The sequence below is a fragment of the Nitrosomonas sp. Nm132 genome (assembly GCF_900100485.1).
GTDB lineage: Bacteria > Pseudomonadota > Gammaproteobacteria > Burkholderiales > Nitrosomonadaceae > Nitrosomonas.
Genome location: NZ_FNDH01000133.1, coordinates 1 through 1,022, shown reverse-complemented (window position 1 = coordinate 1,022; position 1,022 = coordinate 1). Strand labels below are relative to the sequence as shown.

Sequence of the window (1,022 nt, the reverse complement as noted above, 5' to 3'; positions counted from 1 at the left end):
TAAACAAAACGATAAGAAGAACGGGGGTGCGAAACAGAAGCGATTTGAGTTTAGAAGAAGTAGCTCTTTGGCTCAATCCTATGCTTAATGGATGGATCAACTATTATGGGAGGTTCAATAAATCAGCATTGAAACCTGTTATGCGTCAAATAAATTTCACACTTATAAAATGGTGCATGCGCAAATACAAACGGTTCAGATATAGTAAGGCCAGAGCGTGTCAATATCTGATAAAGACTTTTGAGACGCGGCCTTACCTATTTGCGCACTGGAAAAGGGGAATACAAGGTTCATTTGTTTAATGGGAGCCGGATGAAGCGAGAGCTTCACGTCCGGTTCTAAGAGCGGCTGAGGGGGAAGTTCTCTCGGCCGACTCACCGGCGGGCCGCTGAGTCCGCTACTGGCAAACGTGATGCTGGATGAAGTGGATAAAGTGTTGGAGAAGCACGGCCATTGCTTTGCCCGCTATGCCGACGACTGCAATGTGTATGTGCGCAGTCAGAAGGCCGGCGAGCGGGTGATGGCACTGCTACGCAAGTGTTACGCCAAGCTATGGCTCAAGGTCAATGAGACAAAGAGCGCGGTAGCCAGCGTCAAGGGCAGGAAGTTTCTGGGCTACAGCTTCTGGTTTGCCAAGGATGGGGTAAAGCGCAAAGTGGCCAATAAGCCAATGGCGACGTTCAAGCAACGGGTGAGGCAACTGACCCGGCGCTCGGGCGGACGCAGCATGGCGGAGGTCATCGACAAGCTGAAACCCTACCTGTCGGGATGGAAGGCCTATTTCGGACTGACGCAAACGCCGGGCGTCTGGCGGACTCTGGACGAATGGCTACGCCACCGATTGCGGGCAATCCAACTCAGGCAATGGCGACGAGGAAGCGCCATCTTCCGGGAACTGACCAAGCTTGGTGCGGCTGAGCATGTGGCAAAGCGAGTGGCGCAAAATGCGCGCTGCTGGTGGCGGAATAGCGATGGTGACATCAAACGGGTATTGACCATTGCCTATTTCGACAAACTCGGCG

General features: G+C 52.8%; 2 protein-coding genes. Both read left to right on the top strand.

The window, feature by feature from the left end; genetic code table 11:
• Positions 1-11 precede the first annotated feature (11 nt).
• Positions 12-302: a group II intron maturase-specific domain-containing protein gene (locus tag BLP80_RS16785; protein ID WP_090544537.1), complete on the top strand. Its 291-nt coding sequence runs from the start codon at positions 12-14 to the stop codon at positions 300-302.
• A gap of 110 nt (positions 303-412) precedes the next feature.
• Positions 413-1,022 (top strand): group II intron maturase-specific domain-containing protein (locus BLP80_RS15015; protein WP_256325144.1); only part of this gene is annotated, 610 nt, incomplete at its 3' end.